This window comes from Sphingomonas sp. 179-I 2A4 NHS (assembly GCF_045369135.1).
GTDB lineage: Bacteria > Pseudomonadota > Alphaproteobacteria > Sphingomonadales > Sphingomonadaceae > Sphingomonas.
Window position 1 is genome coordinate 59429 of the sequence record NZ_JBIQFL010000004.1, and the last position, 15787, is coordinate 75215.

General features: G+C 66.3%; 17 protein-coding genes and 1 pseudogene. 9 read left to right on the forward strand and 9 right to left on the reverse strand.

All coding sequences use genetic code 11. From position 1 onward, the window contains the following. The first annotated feature begins 46 nt into the window (after window positions 1-46). The 4 genes from ACH0CP_RS08920 (at window position 47) to ACH0CP_RS08935 (ending at window position 4484) form a co-directional block, all read left to right on the forward strand. Window positions 47-1384 (forward strand): NAD(P)/FAD-dependent oxidoreductase, encoded by a 1338-nt coding sequence (locus tag ACH0CP_RS08920; protein ID WP_294442084.1) that lies wholly within the window; start codon window positions 47-49, stop codon window positions 1382-1384. After that, complete coding sequence (locus ACH0CP_RS08925) at window positions 1381-2448, forward strand: acyl-CoA dehydrogenase family protein (protein ID WP_294442085.1); 1068 nt, start codon at window positions 1381-1383, stop codon at window positions 2446-2448. Before ACH0CP_RS08920 ends, ACH0CP_RS08925 begins: the two co-directional genes overlap by 4 nt. Continuing rightward, the gene (locus tag ACH0CP_RS08930; protein WP_294442086.1) at window positions 2445-3638 is read left to right on the forward strand and encodes an acyl-CoA dehydrogenase family protein; all 1194 of its coding nucleotides are present in this window, start codon (window positions 2445-2447) and stop codon (window positions 3636-3638) included. Before ACH0CP_RS08925 ends, ACH0CP_RS08930 begins: the two co-directional genes overlap by 4 nt. An 81-nt stretch (window positions 3639-3719) precedes the next feature. Further along, window positions 3720-4484 (forward strand): SDR family oxidoreductase, encoded by a 765-nt coding sequence (locus tag ACH0CP_RS08935; RefSeq protein WP_294442087.1) that lies wholly within the window; start codon window positions 3720-3722, stop codon window positions 4482-4484. Window positions 4485-4494: 10 nt separating this feature from the next. On the opposite strand, the gene ACH0CP_RS08940 is transcribed toward ACH0CP_RS08935, so the two are convergent. The 3 genes from ACH0CP_RS08940 to dapB are packed head-to-tail and all read right to left on the reverse strand — an operon-like array spanning window position 4495 to window position 6292. Next, window positions 4495-4920: a DUF1801 domain-containing protein gene (locus tag ACH0CP_RS08940; protein WP_294442088.1), complete on the reverse strand. Its 426-nt coding sequence runs from the start codon at window positions 4918-4920 to the stop codon at window positions 4495-4497. After that, on the reverse strand, window positions 4920-5567 hold the full coding sequence (gene nth / locus ACH0CP_RS08945) for an endonuclease III (protein WP_294442089.1): 648 nt from the start codon (window positions 5565-5567) through the stop codon (window positions 4920-4922). Before nth ends, ACH0CP_RS08940 begins: the two co-directional genes overlap by 1 nt. Continuing rightward, window positions 5564-6292, reverse strand: a complete 729-nt coding sequence (dapB, locus tag ACH0CP_RS08950; RefSeq protein ID WP_294442090.1) for a 4-hydroxy-tetrahydrodipicolinate reductase — start codon at window positions 6290-6292, stop codon at window positions 5564-5566. The genes nth and dapB overlap by 4 nt, the downstream gene beginning before the upstream one ends. A gap of 114 nt (window positions 6293-6406) precedes the next feature. Between dapB and ACH0CP_RS08955 the strand changes: the two are divergent. Both ACH0CP_RS08955 and ACH0CP_RS08960 read left to right on the forward strand, forming a co-directional pair. Continuing rightward, a pseudogene (locus tag ACH0CP_RS08955) lies at window positions 6407-6520 on the forward strand (NAD-dependent protein deacylase); the annotation flags it as partial. 389 nt (window positions 6521-6909) lie between these two features. Next, window positions 6910-7647 carry an NAD-dependent deacylase gene (locus ACH0CP_RS08960; RefSeq protein WP_294442091.1) on the forward strand — a complete coding sequence of 246 codons (738 nt, stop codon included), beginning with the start codon at window positions 6910-6912 and terminating at the stop codon, window positions 7645-7647. An 18-nt stretch (window positions 7648-7665) separates the two neighbouring features. Here the strand turns inward: ACH0CP_RS08960 and era are convergent, their stop codons facing one another. The 3 genes from era to lepB all read right to left on the reverse strand — a co-directional run bounded on the left by era (window position 7666) and on the right by lepB (window position 10167). Next, on the reverse strand, window positions 7666-8556 hold the full coding sequence (gene era, locus ACH0CP_RS08965; RefSeq protein WP_294442092.1) for a GTPase Era: 891 nt from the start codon (window positions 8554-8556) through the stop codon (window positions 7666-7668). Window positions 8557-8630: 74 nt separating this feature from the next. Further along, window positions 8631-9323: a ribonuclease III gene (gene rnc / locus ACH0CP_RS08970; protein WP_294442093.1), complete on the reverse strand. Its 693-nt coding sequence runs from the start codon at window positions 9321-9323 to the stop codon at window positions 8631-8633. Then, a complete protein-coding gene (lepB, locus tag ACH0CP_RS08975) occupies window positions 9316-10167 on the reverse strand; it encodes a signal peptidase I (protein ID WP_294442103.1) in 852 nt (283 codons plus the stop codon). Before lepB ends, rnc begins: the two co-directional genes overlap by 8 nt. 152 nt (window positions 10168-10319) lie before the next feature. On the opposite strand from lepB, the gene pgi reads away from it, so the two are divergent. The 3 genes from pgi (at window position 10320) to ACH0CP_RS08990 (ending at window position 13951) form a co-directional block, all read left to right on the forward strand. Next, complete coding sequence (gene pgi, locus ACH0CP_RS08980) at window positions 10320-11813, forward strand: glucose-6-phosphate isomerase (protein WP_294442094.1); 1494 nt, start codon at window positions 10320-10322, stop codon at window positions 11811-11813. A gap of 166 nt (window positions 11814-11979) precedes the next feature. Then, window positions 11980-13329 (forward strand): glutathione-disulfide reductase, encoded by a 1350-nt coding sequence (gorA, locus tag ACH0CP_RS08985; RefSeq protein ID WP_294442095.1) that lies wholly within the window; start codon window positions 11980-11982, stop codon window positions 13327-13329. Between the two features lie 94 nt (window positions 13330-13423). Further along, a complete protein-coding gene (locus ACH0CP_RS08990) occupies window positions 13424-13951 on the forward strand; it encodes a hypothetical protein (protein ID WP_294442096.1) in 528 nt (175 codons plus the stop codon). Window positions 13952-13964: 13 nt separating this feature from the next. On the opposite strand, the gene ACH0CP_RS08995 is transcribed toward ACH0CP_RS08990, so the two are convergent. The 3 genes from ACH0CP_RS08995 to ACH0CP_RS09005 form a co-directional block, all read right to left on the reverse strand. Beyond that, the gene (locus tag ACH0CP_RS08995; protein WP_294442097.1) at window positions 13965-14420 is read right to left on the reverse strand and encodes a vgr related protein; all 456 of its coding nucleotides are present in this window, start codon (window positions 14418-14420) and stop codon (window positions 13965-13967) included. A 54-nt stretch (window positions 14421-14474) separates the two neighbouring features. Continuing rightward, entirely contained in the window at window positions 14475-15194 is a 720-nt protein-coding gene (locus tag ACH0CP_RS09000) for a hypothetical protein (protein WP_294442098.1), read from the reverse strand. Between the two features lie 84 nt (window positions 15195-15278). Further along, window positions 15279-15731, reverse strand: a complete 453-nt coding sequence (locus tag ACH0CP_RS09005; RefSeq protein WP_294442099.1) for a copper chaperone PCu(A)C — start codon at window positions 15729-15731, stop codon at window positions 15279-15281. Between the last annotated feature and the right edge of the window lie 56 nt (window positions 15732-15787).

Here is a 15787-nt window from a genome sequence, read left to right on the forward strand (position 1 = left end):
TAACTTTGGTTATGGCCGCGGGAAGAGGGCGGCTGGGGAGATGGACATGGTGGAGAGGAAGCGCGCCTGCATCATCGGCGCGGGTTGCTCGGGCTTCACGACCGCAAAGCGGCTGAAAGACGAGGGAATCTCGTTCGACTGCTTCGAGATGTCAGACGATATCGGCGGCAACTGGTACTACAAGAACCCCAACGGAAAATCCGCCTGTTACCAGTCGCTGCACATCGACACGTCGAAGTGGCGGCTGGCGTTTGAGGATTATGCGGTGCCGGCCGACTGGCCCGATTTCCCGAGCCACGCGCAGCTGTGGCAATATTTCCGCGACTATGTCGATCACTTCGGCCTGCGGCCGCTGATCACCTTCAATACGGAAGTGAAGAAGGCAGAGCGCAAGCAGGGCGGCGGCTGGGTGGTGACGTTGTCGACCGGCGAGACCCGCGAATATGAGACGTTGTTCGTGTGCAACGGCCACCATTGGGATCCGAACGTGCCGAGCTATCCCGGCAGCTTCGATAACCCGCATTTCCACGTCCACAGCTATCGCGACCCGTATGATCCGGTGGACCTGCGCGGCAAGAACGTCGTCGTCGTCGGCATGGGCAATTCCGCGATGGACGTCGCGAGCGAGCTGTCGCAGCGGCACCTGGCGAAGAATCTTTGGGTCTCTGCCAGGCGGGGTGTGTGGGTGCTCCCCAAGATGGCGGGCGGCAAGCCGATGGACAAATCGGCCATGCCCACCTGGATCCCGCGCAAGATCGGCAAGGCGCTCGCTCGCCGGGCGGTAAAGAAGCTGGTCGGCCGGATGGAGGATTACGGCCTGCCCAAGCCGGACCACGAGCCGCTCGACGCACACCCCAGCGTCTCGGGCGAGTTCCTGACCCGGGCAAGCTGCGGCGACATCAAGTTCAAGCCGAACATCAAGGCGCTGGAGGGTAACCGCGTCCGCTTCGAGGACGATAGCGTCGAGGAAGTTGACGCGATCATCTACGCCACCGGCTACAGGATCAGCTTCCCCTTCTTCGATGATCCCAAGCTGCTGCCCGACGCGCAGAACCGGTTCCCGCTGTTCAAGCGCATGGTGATCCCCGGCATCCATGATCTGTTCTTCATGGGGCTGGCACAGCCCTTGCCGACGCTGGTCAACTTCGCGGAACAGCAGTCGAAGCTGGTCGCCGGCTTCATGACCGGGCGGTACGCGCTGCCGTCCGTCGCGGTCATGGAGCGGGTCACCAAGGAGGACGAGGACCGCGAGCTCGGCGATTATTACAAGTCGCAGCGGCACACGATCCAAGTCGATTTCGCGCGCTACGTCGCTGATCTTCACAAGGAAATTGCCAAGGGCGAACGCCGCGCCAAGGCACAGACAGGAAAGCAGGCTGCATGACAGACACGCTGGTGCGTCCCCCCGCATCACCAATTACGCTCGACGCCGACGACCGCGCGGCGCTGGTCGACAGTGTTCGCCGGCTGCTCGCTGATCGGTGCACCGAGGCCGATGTTCGCCGGATGATGGATAGCGAGAGCGGGCATGATCCCGCGCTGTGGCAGGCGCTCGCCGAACTAGGCGTGATCGGCCTGGTCGCGCCGGAAGCCGCCGGCGGGGCGGGGCTGGGCCCGATCGAACTCGGGCTGGTGATGGAGGAGGCAGGAGCCGTCTTACTGCCCGCGCCGCTCATCTCCGCCGCCATCGCGACGACGCTCGCGCCAGATCTGCCCGGCATCGTCGACGGCTCGCGCATCGCCGCCGTGGCCTTTGTGGGCAGCCATGACTGGGCTCGCCGAAGCGATGTTCGACTTGAGGGTGACCGGCTGACCGGCACCGCGCGCTTCGTGCCCGACGCTGCGGTTGCCGACGTGATCATCGTCGCGGGCGACGAGGGCGTCTTCGCGGTCGAGCGGGGCGACGCGGACGTTACGCCGCTGCCGGTCTTCGATCGAACGCGGCGGATGGCCGATGTTGCGTTTCGCGGCCCCGGAACCCGGGTCGGCGCCGCCTCCCGCATCAAGGCGGCACGCGACCTCGGCATCATCGCTCTCGCCGGGGAACAGGCCGGCGGTGCGCGCCGGATGCTGGAGATCACGGTCGCTTACGCCACCGATCGCCACCAGTTCGGCCGCGCGATCGGCAGCTTCCAGGCGATCAAGCACATGGCGGCGGATTTGCTGCTCGAGAGCGAATCCGCTACTTCCGCGGCGCGCGATGCAGCGCGTCAACTGGCGGAAGCCTCGCCGACGGCCGATGCGGCGATCGCTCTCGCGGCGTTCGCCTGTGCCGATGCTTTCGTCCGCGTGGCAAAGGACGGCATCCAGATGCACGGCGGCATCGCCTTCACCTGGGAACATCCCGCCCATCTTTACCTCCGCCGCGCGCGATCGGGCGCGCAGCTGTTCGGCGACAGCAATGTCTGGCGGGAAAACTACATCCGGGCGCTGGAGGCGCAGGCATGACCATGACTGACGAACAGCTCCAGGCCGAAGTCGAAGCTTGGCTCGCAGAAAACTGGAAGGGCGTTCCGGCCCACCACGAAAGCTTTGGCCGTGATCCGCGCAGCGAGTGGCTCGCGAAAGTGCGCGACGCCGGCTGGGCCGTCCCGCGCTGGGCGCCCGAATGGCACGGGCGCGGCCTTTCGAACGATCAGGCGAAGATCGTCGAGCGTGCCTTTGCGAAGCTGGGTGCGCCCGGGGCCGGGCAGGATCGCTCCAACCTCTGGGCCAATACGGCGCTTGCGCATGCGACCGACAGCTTCAAGCGCAAGATCGTGCCGCAGCTCCTGGCCGGCGAAGTCGGCATGTGCCTCCTCTATTCGGAGCCCGGCGCGGGATCGGACCTTGCTGCGGTGCGTACCCGCGCGGACAAGGTGGATGGCGGCTGGCGCGTGACCGGGCAGAAGGTGTGGACCAGCGGCGCCCGGGTCGCTGACTATGGCATGCTGATCGCCCGCACGGATTGGGACGTGCCCAAGCACCGCGGGATCAGCTTCTTCTTCCTACCGATGAAGCAGGAAGGGGTGGAGGTGCACCCGCTGCGCCAGATCACCGATGAAGCGCACTTCAACGAAGTGTTCATCGACAATGCCTTCATCCCCGAGGAAAATCTGCTCGGTCCGCTCAACGGCGGCTGGGGCGTGCTGCAGACCGCGCTCGCCTACGAGCGCTCCGTCATGGGCGATGCGGCGCGCGGTCCGCGCTCCGGCGCCGGCGGGCCGAAGGGCGACTATTCGCTCCTCGGTCTGGCAAAAGAGGCCGGGCGGCTCGACGATCCCGTCGTGCGGCAGGACGTGGCACAGGTGATCGCCTGGCGCGTGCTGAACAAGCTCAACACCGCACGCGCCAAGGCGGAACTGGCGCAGGGCACGTCATCCTCGATCATGTCGCTAGGCAAGCTCGCGATGAGCCGCATCCTGCATGAGGAAGCGCGCGTGCGCACGATGCTGCTCGGGCCCGAAAGCCTGCTGGAAGGGCCGGATCATCCGCGCGCCGAGGATGCGAACTTCCTCACGCTCAACGCCTATTTCACCTCGATCGGCGGCGGGACGGATCAGATCCAGCGCAACATCATCGGCGAACGCGTGCTCGGGCTGCCGAAGGAACCGGAGGTCGACCGCACCATACCGTTCCGCGAGGTGCGCGCCGGCTAGATGAAGGCATAAAGGGCAGGGCAGGGGATGGAGCACGTCAGAGGCTCCGCCACCCGCCTGCGCCATATCGGGAGAGGATAGATGAGCAGGGCGATTTTCATCACCGGCGGTGCCTCCGGCATCGGCCTCGCCGCCGCGCGCCGCTTCGCACGCGAGGGCTGGAGCGTCGGCGTCGGCGACATCGACGAGGCGGGCATGCGCCGCGTGGAGCAGGAGCTTGGCGCCTTCACCACCCGCCTCGACGTGCGGGATCGCGCGGAATGGGCAGCGGCGCTGGATGCCTTTGCCAAGCACGCCGGCAAGATCGACGTGCTGCTGAACAACGCCGGCATCGCTCGTTACGGCATGTTCGAGGAAGTGACGCCCGAGGAATCCGATCTTCAGGTGGACATCAACGTGAAGGGCGTGATCAACGGCGCGTACGCTGTGCTCGAACATCTGAAGAAGACCCGCGGGCGGCTGGTGAATGTCGCTTCCGTTGCAGGGATCGTCGGCTCCCCTGGACTGGCGGTCTATTCGGCGACGAAGCACGCGGTGCGCGGTCTTTCCGAGGCACTGGATGCGGAGTTCACGCGGCATGGCGTCGACGTCACCTGCGTGATGCCGTTCTTCGTCGAAACACCGATCCTCGATGCCGGATCGCAGGGCAGCAATCGCACCATTCGTGACGCGATCGGCAAGTCCCCGGTCTATACCGTCGACGAGGCCGCCAACGTCGTCTGGCAAGCGACACACGGCAGCGATCGGGAATATATCGTCGGCAAGGCCGGGCGGCAGGCCAATTTCGCGCGCCGCTTCATGCCGGGCCGGCTGCGCAAGCGGATGAAGGCAGCGTTCGCGATCTGACGCGGCCGGATCAGGTGCCGGGCATCCATCCCGGCATCGCTGCCGACTGCGTCACCCAAGCGGTGAACTGCGCCTTGTCGATCTGCTCGCCCTCGAACACGTGCAGATAGCGCGTGTTGGGGTCCTTGGAGCCGACCGGCGGCTCTGGATCGAGTGCCGCGCCGCGGAAGAAGGCGATCTTCACGTACTTCGTGGTGCAGTTGAACCCAAGGAAGAAGCCTTGGCCGGCCAAGCCATAGAGCGGCGTGTTCCACTTCACCGCCTTGGCGACCGTGGGCAGTGCCGCGACGACCAGTGCGTCGATCTTCTCACCCACCGCCCGCTTCCACCCAGGCATAGCGGCGATATAGGCTTGCACCGGCGCATCGCCTTCGGCCTTCGCGATCTGCGGGTTGCCGCCGGTCAACAGCACTGGCCGGCGCAGATCCTCGGTCATCATCCGGCTCCCGGCGGGGGTATCTTCGGCTTGAACGCGCACAGGTCAACCACAGGGCAGCGCCAGCACTCGGGCTTGCGGGCCTTGCAGATGTAGCGGCCGTGCAGGATCAGCCAGTGGTGCGCGTGAAGGCGGAACGGCTGCGGCACCGTCTTTTCCAGCTTCAGCTCCACGGCGAGCGGCGTCTTGCCCTTCGCCAGCCCGGTGCGATTGCACACCCGGAACAGGTGCGTGTCGACCGCGAAGGTCTCTGCGCCGAACGCGACGTTCATCACAACATTGGCGGTCTTGCGCCCGACGCCGGGCAGCTTCTCCAGCGCGTCGCGGTCGCCCGGCACCTCGCCGCCATGCTCGTCGATCAGTGCCTGGCTCAACGCGATCACGTTCTTGGCCTTGCTGTTGAACAGGCCGATCGTCTTGATGTGCTCCTTCAGGCCCTCTTCGCCCAGTGCGACCATCTGCGCCGGCGTCGTCACCTCCGCGAACAGGCGGCGCGTCGCCTTGTTGACGCCGGCGTCGGTCGCTTGGGCGGACAGCACCACCGCCACCAGCAATTGATAGGTGTTGCCCGATTCCAGTTCCGTCTCGGGATGCGGATTGGCTTCGGCGAGGCGTCTGAAGAATTCGAAGGCGTCCGCCTTCTTCAAAGCCCCAGCACCTCCGCCATGGCGTAGCGGCCGGCGGGCTTGTCAGCCAGCCACAGCGCCGCCTTCACGGCGCCGCGCGCGAAGATCGATCGATCCTCGCCGCGATGGCCAAGCTCGATCCGTTCGCCTTCACCGGCGAAGACGACCATGTGATCGCCAACCACCGTGCCGCCGCGAAGCGAGGCGAAGCCGATCGTACCCTCGGTCCGTGCGCCGACTAGGCCGGCCCTGCTATCGACCCGGTCGAAGCCGAGTTCGGTCCCGCGCCCCGCCGCTGCGGCTTCGCCGAGCAGCAGCGCGGTGCCGGACGGGGCGTCCACCTTATGCCGGTGATGCATCTCCAGGATCTCGATATCCCATTCGGGGCCGAGCCGTTGCGCCGCCTCGCGGACCAGGATGCTGAGCAGGGTGACGCCGAGCGAGGTGTTGCCGGTCTGGAGCACCGCCACCGATTGCGCCGCCCGGTCGATCATCGCGTGGTGCGTGGCGTTCAGCCCCGTCGTCCCGACGACGATTGGCGTGCCGGCTGCAACCGCGGCGGCCAGATGATCCTCCAGCCCGCCCGGGGTGGAGAAATCCACCAGCACGTCCGCATCATGCGCCAGCGTCGCGGGATCCTCGTCTGCGTCGATGCCGCCAGCGACCCGCGCGCCTTCATCCTCGGCGATGATGGCGATGGCGCGCCCCATCCGTCCCGCGCTTCCGTAGATGCCGATCGCGGTCATGCCCGTCCTTCAATGTCGTTCGCGCGATCCGATACGCGGGCAGGGCGGGTCCGTCGAGGGGGGCGTGCGCAGCTTCGCATCGCATCCGGCGCAATGCTGCCTTATGCCCGGCGCATGACAGCCATTCGCAACATCGTGATCCTGACCGGCGCAGGCATTTCCGCCGAAAGCGGCCTCGCCACGTTTCGCGGCCCCGGCGGCCTGTGGGAAGGGTACCGGGTCGAGGAGGAGTGGCCTTCCGACAATCGATTATAGGACGGCTCTCCCTAATGGTCAGCGTCCGTGAACGAAGAAGTTCACCAGCCATCTAACTCCCCACCAGACGCCGATAAGCAATAGTGCCAACAACGGTAGAGCGAAGTAGAGTGCAGTGTTGTCAGGCTCGCACGGGCGAGGCCTCCCTTCGCATCCGCCTCCCGATTGTAGAACCATGACCAATGCAGGGAAGCCGACAACAAATAGGGTGATGGTAGCGGCGAAGAAGCCCGCAAGCCCGCCACCGCTTGGCGGCCATATTTTACGACGAGCACGCATGGATGCAGATTGGTGGTTCCGCCGTTCGTCGTCAACACGCGACTGAACTGGTGGATGCAAAGGTTGAGCGCTACTCTCTTGATATGTCAGCCATCAGAAGCATCGTGATCCTGACCGGCGCGGGCATCTCCGCCGAGTCCGGCGTGCCGACGTTCCGCACCAAAGGCGGCACAACCTACTGGGAAATCTACGAAGACGACCTTGTTCCGAAATATCACCGTGTCGAGGATGTATGCACGCCCGAGGCGCTCGCAGCCGATCCCGCGCTCGTCCATCGCTTCTACGATCTGCGGCGCGCAGCGCTCGACACGGTGGAGCCGAACGCCGCGCATCGCGCGCTGGCCCGCCTCGACGCCGAATGGCCGGGCGAGCTGCTGATCGTCACGCAGAACGTCGATGATCTTCACGAGCGGGCCGGCGCGCGCCGCATGATCCACATGCATGGCGAGCTTCGGTCGGCGCTTTGCGCGGCGTGCGGTGAGCGCGCGGCATGGGCCGGCCCGCTGCCGCCCGGCACCGAATGCGCCGCTTGCCATGCGCCGGCGATGCGGCCGGACATCGTCTTCTTCGGCGAAATGCCGTACCAGATGGACGGGATCGATCGCGCCATCGCGGCGTGTGACCTCTTTGTGTCGATCGGAACGTCAGGCGCGGTCTATCCTGCCGCGGGCTTCGTCCAGACCGCCCGATATTATGCCGCGCAGACGCTGGAGCTGAACCTCGAGCGATCGGGCGGGAGCGGGTGGTTCAACGAAAGCCGCCTGGGGCCGGCGACCGAGCTGGTGCCCGCCTTCGTCGAGGAGATGCTGCGGGACGTGTGATCGGCCCCGCAGCCCGCCTCAATCCACCCAGTCGAGCCCGATGTCGCGATAGACGCCGCGGTCCTCGTCCCAGCCCGGCTTCACCTTGACGTGAAGGTAGAGGTGGACGGGCCGGTCGAGCAGGACCGCAAGCTCGGCCCGCGCGCGGGCGCCGATTTCCTTGATCCGCGCGCCACCCTTGCCCAGCACGATCGCGCGCTGCGTCGGCCGCTCGACCAGGATCTGCTGGTGGATCTCCGCCGCGCCGTCCGGCCGGTCGGTGAACTTCTCGGTCTCCACCGTCGCCGCGTACGGCAGCTCGGCGTGAAGCTGGAGATACAGCTGCTCGCGCGTGACCTCGGCGGCGAGCATCCGCTCGCTGGCATCCGACACCTGATCCTCGGGGAAGTGCCACGGCCCCTCCGGCATCGCCTCGGCGAGCGCCCGCTTCAACTCCGGCAGGCCGTCTCCGGTCGACGCGCTGATGAAGAACGTCGCCTCGAACGGCACGAGCGCGTTCAGCTTCTCGGCATGGACCAGCAGCTTGGGCTTGTCGGCAAGATCCACCTTGTTGAGGATCAGGAACTTGCGTTCCGGCCGATCCACGATCCGCTCGGCAATGTCGGTCACCTTCGGGCCGAGGCCGCCTTTTGCGTCGACGACCAGCGCCAGCACGTCCGCCCCTTCGGTGCCGCCCCAGGCCGCGGCAACCATGGCGCGGTCCAGCCGGCGCCTGGGATCGAAGATGCCCGGCGTATCGACGAGTAACAGCTGCGTGTCGCCTTCCATCGCCACGCCGAGCAGGCGGGTGCGCGTCGTCTGCGCCTTGGGGCTGACGATCGCCACCTTCTGCCCGACCAGCGCGTTGACGAGAGTGGACTTGCCGGCGTTTGGCGCGCCGAGCACGGCGACGAGGCCGCAACGGGTCATTGGAACTCCTTGTTCTGCCGGCGCGAGTTTACCGCCGGTCGGATGCAGCGTCGAGTGATCGTCCTGCTTGGGCCTCAGCCGCGCCCGCGCTTCTTCGGCGCGGGGACGTTCACCTGGGCGAGCAGCGTCTTCGCCGCCGCCGTCTCCGCTTCCTGCTTGCTTCCGCCTTCCGCGGTCGCTTCGGCCAGCTTCGGGATGCTCGCCTTCACCGTGAAGCGCGGCGCATGGCCGGGGCCGGAGCGATCCACCACTTCATAGGCCGGCGGCTTGCGGTTGTTGGCCGCGGCCCATTCCTGCAACGCGGACTTGGGATGCTGCGGCGCGGCCGACCCGGCATGCAGGCGATCCTTCCACAGCCGGCGGACGACCCCGCGCGCCTTGTCGAGCCCGGCCTCGCGATAGAGCACGCCCAGCAGCGCCTCCATCACGTCGCCAAGAATATTGTCACTGTCCGATGCGCCGTCGTCGCGCGCCTGCTTGCCGAGCCTGAGATGCGCCGGCACGCCGATCGCGCGGGCGACATCCGCGCACACCGCGCCGGTGACGAGCGCATTCAGCCGTTTCGACAGCGCGCCTTCCGGCTCATCCGGAAAGGTGTCGAACAGCCATTCCGCCATCGACAGGCCAAGCACGCGATCGCCCAGGAACTCCAGCCGCTCATAATGGGTGTCGCCCCGGCTGGCGTGGGTCAGGGCGCGCTCCCAGTCGGCGATATCGGCAGGCACATGGTCGAACGTGCGTTCGATCCAGCTCGCAAGATCACTCAAAGCCGCGCCCCAGCCGGTCCCAGCGAGTTGCGGTGAACCACGTCCACGGCAGCAGCCAGTTGGCGGAGCCGTTGGTGGACCAGAAGATCACCAGCGCCTTGCCCTGCACGCGCTCGAGCGGGATGAACCCCATGCCTTGCGGCTGCCCCGGCAGCGCCTCGTCCGCGGATGGGAAGCGGCTGTCCGCCGAATCGTCACGGTTGTCGCCCATCAAGAAGACGTTGCCTGCCGGTACGGTATAGACCGGCGTATCGTCGGCGTCGGGGATGTAGCGCTGGTCCAGCACCTCATAGGTGCGGCCGCTCGGCAGCGTCTCGCGGTAACGCGGGATGTTGCAGGTCGCGCCGCTATCAGGCGCCGGGCGAACGAACTGCGCGCCGCAATCCTGCTCCCCGAAATTGGGGGAGAGCGGCAGGACGAAGTCGGCAATGCGCTGCTTCGGGATCGGCTGGCCGTTCAGGATCACCTGGCCCCCGCGCATCTGGATCGTATCGCCCGGGCGGCCGATGACGCGCTTGATGACGTCATGATCGTCGGGTTCCTTGGAACGAAAGACCACGACGTCCCCACGCTCCGGCGTGCTGCCGAACAGGCGGCCCGGGATCGGCGGGAAGCCGAACGGCATCGACCAGCGCGAATAGCCGTAGCTCCACTTGGAGATGAACAGATAGTCGCCGATCAGCAGCCGCGGCAGCATCGATTCCGAGGGGATCGAGAAGGGCGCCAGAACGAAGCTTCGGAAAATCCAGACGACCAGCGCCAGCTTCAGCAGGAAACGCATCGTCTCGCGCGTTTCGGACTTCTTTGGCGGCGGCGCGGACGCGGCTTTGTCGAGATCGGCCATGCGCCGGGGCGTCGCCGAAGCCGCGCGGCGCGTCAAGCGGAACGACATCGCGGCTGTGCCGTTCGCGCAGTGCTTGTCCGGCCGGCGCCTTCGTTGTTTAGGTGTAACGATGATAGCGCGCCACCAGGCCGACGCCCAATGGAGATAGACGCATGGCCGATTGGTCCACGATCGAGGCATTGCCGCAGAAGCGGCTGGAGCAGCTGTTCGCCGACGACCCGGAACGCCTGTCGCGCTTCTCGCTCGACGTGGCGGGCATCCACTTCGATCTGTCGAAGACGCACCTGACGACCGAAGCGGTGACTGCGTTCGAGGCACTGGCGCGGGCGCAGGACCTGGCCGGCAAGCGCGAAGCAATGTTCTCCGGCGCGCACGTCAACACCACCGAGGATCGCCCGGTCGAGCACACCGCCGAACGCGGCGAGGGCAATGCCGAAAGCGTCGCGCGGGCGGCGGAATACCACGCAAGGATGCGGATGCTGATCGACGCGATCGAGGCGGACGCGCTTGGCCCGGTGCGGCACGTGCTGCATGTCGGCATCGGCGGCTCGGCGCTCGGCCCGAACCTCTTGGTCGATGCGCTTGGCCGGGACAGCGAACGCTATGACGTCGCGATCGTCTCGAACGTCGATGGCATGGCGCTGGAAGATGTGTTCGACCGGTTCGATCCGGCCGCCACGCTGCTCGTCGTCGCGTCGAAGACGTTCACCACCACCGAGACGATGATGAACGCCGAAAGCGTCATCGCCTGGATGCAGGAACATGGCGTCGAGGATCCCTATGGCCGCGTGATTGCGGTGACCGCGTCCCCGGACAAGGCGGTGGAATGGGGCGTCGACGAAACGCGCGTCCTGCCCTTCTCGGAAGGAGTGGGCGGGCGCTATTCGCTGTGGTCGTCGATCGGCTTCCCCGCGGCGATGAAGCTCGGCTGGGAGCAGTTCGCCGAGCTATTGGAAGGCGCGGCCGAGATGGACCGGCACTTCCGCCTGACGGCGCTGCACGAAAACGCGCCTGCGCTCGCCGCCTTCGCCGACCTTTATTACACGCAGGTCCGCGGATGCGAGACGCGTGCACCCTTTGCCTATGACGAGCGTCTGCGGCTCCTGCCCAGCTACCTCCAGCAGCTGGAGATGGAATCGAACGGCAAGGGCGTGACGGCTGATGGGCAGCCGGTCGGCCGCCCGACCGCGCCGATCACCTGGGGCGGGGTGGGCACCGATGCCCAGCACGCCGTGTTCCAGCTGCTCCACCAGGGCACGCACCTCGTGCCGGTCGAGTTCCTGGCGGTGATCGAGCCTGGCGACACGTTGCCCGAGGAGCATCATCGGCAGCTGCTGCTCAACGCCTTCGCGCAAGGCGCGGCCCTGATGAAGGGGCGCGCCAACCCCGATGATCCGGCGCGTGCCTATCCGGGCGACCGGCCGTCCTCCACGATCCTGCTCGACGTGCTCGATGCGCGCACGCTCGGCGCGCTGATCGCCTTCTACGAGCATCGCGTCTTCGTGAACGGCGTGCTCCTGGGCATCAATTCGTTCGACCAGTTCGGCGTCGAGCTGGGCAAGGAAATGGCCAAGTCCGCCGCGAAGGGCGGCGGGGATTTCGATCCGTCGACCGAGGATCTCATCCGCCGCGCCGGCCTCGCCTGAGGCGCCAGCGTTCAGTGTCGGGGGCGGTCGGCGAGTGCGGCCGCCCCATCCTGTTGCTCCCGATCGATCGCGGCACGATATGCCTGCTTCACTGTGATCGGGATTTCGATCCTTCCGTCCGTCACCTCGGGCTCGTATCCGCGCTCGACGCAAGTGGAGTGAACTGATGCCCGAATTCGATTACGACCTCTTCACCATCGGCGCCGGATCCGGCGGCACGCGCGCATCGCGCGTCGCGGCGGCGCATGGCGCGCGCGTTGCGGTGGCAGAGGAATATCGCGTCGGCGGCACGTGCGTGATCCGCGGCTGCGTGCCCAAGAAGCTTCTGGTGTACGGCGCGCACTTCGCGGAGGATCTGAAGGACGCGCAGCGCTTCGGCTGGCAGGTGCCGTCGGATTGCGCGTTCGACTGGAAGACGCTGCAGAAGAACGTCATGGCCGAGGTGGACCGGATCAACGGCGCCTATACCACGACGCTCGAATCCAATGGCGCGGAGATCATCCACCAGCGTGCCACCATCACGGGGCCGAACGAGCTGACCCTGGCGGACGGCACGAAAAAGACGGCCAAGACGATCCTCGTCGCCACCGGTGCACGCCCGATGGTGCCGCAGTTCCCCGGTTGCGAGCATGGCATCACGTCGAACGAGGTGTTCCACCTCGAACGCATCCCGAAGCGCGTGCTGATCGCTGGCGCCGGCTATATCGCCAACGAGTTCGCCGGCATCTTCCACCAGCTCGGTGCCCACGTCATCGTGATGAACCGCACCAAGGAGATCCTGCGCGGTTACGACCTGCAGATCCGCGACCGGCTGTTGCAGATCAGCATGATGAAGGGGCTGGAGTTCCGCTTCGACGCGACGTTCGAGAAGATCGAGAAGCGCGAGGACGGCTGCCTCGAAGTGCACATGACCGGTCACGATCCGGCGATCGTCGATTGCGTGATGTACGCCACCGGCCGCGTACCGAACACCGAAGGGCTGGGGCTGGAGAACGTCGGCATCGAAGTGGACGCCAAGGGCGCCGTACCGGTGGACGACGACAATCGCACGCCGTGCCCGTCGATCTACGCCGTCGGTGACGTCACGAACCGCATCCAGCTGACCCCGGTGGCGATCCGCGAGGGGCAGGCCTTTGCCGACAACCTCTTCGGCAAGGGCGGCGCGAAGGTCGATTACGATTGCGTGCCTGCCGCCTGCTTCAGCCATCCGCCGATCGCCGGTGTCGGGATGACGGAGAGCGAGGCGCGGCAGAAGCTGGGTTCCGTGCGGATTTATTCGTCGGACTTCCGCCCGATGAAGAACGTGCTCGCCGGGCGCGACGAGCGCGCGCTCTACAAGATGGTGTGCGACGCCGAGACGGACCGCGTCGTCGGTATCCACATGATCGGCCCTGACTGCCCCGAGATCATCCAGGCCGCGGCCGTGTGTGTGAAGGCTGGGCTGACCAAGGCGCAGTTCGACGCGACCGTGGCGCTCCATCCGACGATGGCGGAGGAGCTTGTCCTGCTGAAGTAAGCAGGCGCGGGAACTCGCGCTTTTCATTTGCTGCCGACGTGCATGCGGCATAGCCTCCCCTAAAACGATCGCTTTAGATCGTTGGGAGAGGATCATGTCGCAGCACGAAGGCGCGCCGCAGATGACGCTTGGCGCGGGGCTTGCCGTCTGGATCACGGCAATGGTGGCGATCGCCGGCTTTGCCGCCCTCGGCTATTTCCTGAAACTCGCGCCGCTCTACGCAGGCTTCCTGTTCGTCTGGTACTGGACATCCTCGCACGAGGGGTCGTTCACGGTCATGCCATCGACGATCCTCGGGGCTGTTGGCGGCGTCGCGACGGCGGGGCTGCTGCAATATGCGACTGTGCATTGGGGCGGGGGCGGGGCGCTCGCCGTGCTTGTCCTCATCGCGATCACGCTCCTGGTTCAGATCATGAACTGGCTGCCGATGGTGATCAATCCGGCCTATATGCTGTTCCTGACCGTTACGACTGCGCCATTGCTGCAGGCGAACGAGAGCTTCGCCGCCGTGGTGGCCGCGATCCTCGCGGGCGCTGCTTATTTTGGATTGCTGCTGTTCGTCGCCAGCCGGTTCCGCGGCGGCGCGGCGGGCGCTTCGGCGGCGGCAGCACCGAACGCCTGACACTTCCAATCAATCAGCGGAACGTCGCCAGCAGCCCCTCATATTGGCTGAGCGGCGGGGCGCCCAGGATTGTCGCGCCCTCGCGAAGCAGGAAGGCATGGCGCACGATCTCCGCCTGCTGCTCGATACCGTAGCGTTTCAGCGGCCAGCCCGGGACGAAGCTGTAATGGTATCGGCAGAAAGGATGCCGGGCGAGCGGCAGGAAGACGCCGCGCTGATGCTGCCAGACGTGACACATCTCGTGCAGGAACAGCCCCTGAAGACCGAGGTGGGTTTGGCTGAAGTCCTCGCGCCAATTGTCGTCATGCGGATGGAAATGGATGTGCCCGCGCGGCGCCATGACGATGTTGCGCGTCTGCAGCGGCCACCAGCGTCGGCGGCGGATCTCGACCCGGTCGAGATCGATTGAATCACGGTAGATCGAGCGGGCGAGTGCCTTTTCGCCGGCAGTAAGGCCCCTGGCTGTCATGCACGCAACGTAGGCGATCGGGCGCCGCGTTACAGCAGGTGACCGGTTCGTTGGTCAGGCAGCCGGGCGGTACAGCACCCAATCGGTGCTCGCCTCGATCACCTGCCAGTCCCCGTCTTCCTTGAATGCCTCGCGGTGGCGCGGATTGACGTAGGCGATGAACACCGGCGCGTTCGCGGCATGGCTCTTCAGCCGGGCCAGAACCTCGCGCAGGATCACCGGTCCGAAGCTGTTGTAGATATAGGCGAACAGCGGCCCGGCCGGGGGCACGTAGCTGCCGGCATCACCCAGCACCATCTCGCACCGGCGCGGCGCGCCGCCAGCGGCCAGGAAGCGGTCGGCATTGGCCTCCGCCACTTCGTGAAGCTCCGGCGCGAATTCCACGCCGATCGCGCGGGCGAAGCCCGTGGCGGCAGCGATCATGACGACGCGCCCCTTGCCGGAGCCGTAATCGACGAAAGAGAAGTCCGCAGGCGTGATGCCGCTGACGGCGATCGCCTGATGCAGCGCGGCGCCGTTGCTCGCCTGATAGCCGAACCCGAGCAGTGCGCGATCACGCGCCACGTTCAGCGCGGAAAGGTTCATCGTCCCGCCCGTGTCGGTGCCCCAGCGGCGATCGAAGGCAAGGTCCAGTCGCCGCGCGCGCGCAGCAGCAGGGCTGAAGCGTCGCGCGCCGTGCCGCAGCGTCTTGAACGTCAGCGACACGATCTCGCGCGGATTACGTCCTTCGAAGCGGCGGGCCAGACTGCTGGCAAGAGAGGAGATGTTGGCCATCCCTTTCTCATGCCGCCAAGAAGTTACGGACAGATGAGCGGGATGATGCGCTTTATTGCCCGCTCGATCCGCCGCCGCGCGGTTTTACTTCTTCTGGCTTGGCGCAGGATCCCCGGCCGCGATCACGCGGGCGTTCTGCTGGATGCGCGTTGCATCCGCGAAGGTGAAGGTGAGGGTGATCGACCCGCCCGGCTTCACGATCGGGTTGAGGTCAAACAGCATGATATGCTTGCCGCCCGGCTGGAACTTCACCTGCTGCAGGGCAGGGATCGGCACCTGCTGCACCGCGTCCATGGTCATGCCGCCGCCGGCCGCCGCCTTGGTCTCGTGCATTTCCGTGCGGACCGCGACGTCGGTGGTGACGCTGACCAGCGTGGTATCCGTCGGCCCGCCGTGGATCGTGAAATAGCCGGCCGCCGGACGCCCCTCGACCGCTGCCAGCCGCACCCAGGCATCGCTGATGTAAAGCTGCTTTTCCGGTGCGCAGGCACTCAGGGCAACGGTTGCGGTAACGAGCGCGGCGGCGGCGCGGAACATGTTCATCTCCCGATCGAAAAGGTCCCGCCGTGGCTACGCGAGCCGGTTCGGCGCGG